Source organism: Desulfovibrio sp. Huiquan2017 (assembly GCF_017351175.1).
GTDB lineage: Bacteria > Desulfobacterota > Desulfovibrionia > Desulfovibrionales > Desulfovibrionaceae > Pseudodesulfovibrio.
In genome coordinates this window covers 1-534 of the sequence record NZ_JAFMPN010000046.1, presented here as the reverse complement: position 1 = coordinate 534, position 534 = coordinate 1, and the positions used below count along the sequence as shown (strand labels likewise).

Annotated in this window: 1 protein-coding gene; it reads right to left on the bottom strand. The window is 60.5% G+C overall.

Going from position 1 to position 534, the window contains the following annotated elements; all coding sequences use genetic code 11:
• Positions 1-12 precede the first annotated feature (12 nt).
• Positions 13-534, bottom strand: a 522-nt coding sequence (locus tag J0909_RS18295; RefSeq protein ID WP_207265132.1) for a site-specific integrase, incomplete at its 5' end; no start/stop codon positions are given.

Sequence of the window (534 nt, the reverse complement as noted above, 5' to 3'; positions counted from 1 at the left end):
GGAATATGTCCGCTATGTGTCCGCCGCTTCCGACCGACTGTTTTCGGTGCCGGTCATGGCGTAGCGCGCGGCCAGACGATCTTGCGGACCGTCTTCCAACACGCCTTCAAGGTGGCTGTAGCGGTCCGTCATGCGCAGGGTCTTGTGCCCGATCATGACGTTGGTCTCCTTGAGCGTGCAGCCTGCTTTCAGCATGTTCGTGCAATAGGTGTGGCGGTGATCGTGGAAGTGCAGGTCGTCGAAGTCGTGGTCTTTGCACAGCCCTTCCCACGCGGCCTTGATGGACCTGAACGGGGTGCCGTCCATGTTGCCGATCACGAAATCGTCCTTGGTCGCCACGCCCCGTTTTTCTCGGTGTCGGGTCACATGCTCCAAACGAGCTTTGAGTGCTTTGCGGGTGCGGGGCATAATCCGGTGGGTGCGGGTCACCCCGTTTTTGGTGCGGTGGAACGTGATGTGGTTTTCCGCAAGGTCGACATTGGCCCACTTGAGGCTGAGGACTTCCTGGGTGCTGCACCCGTGCTCGACCGCCAG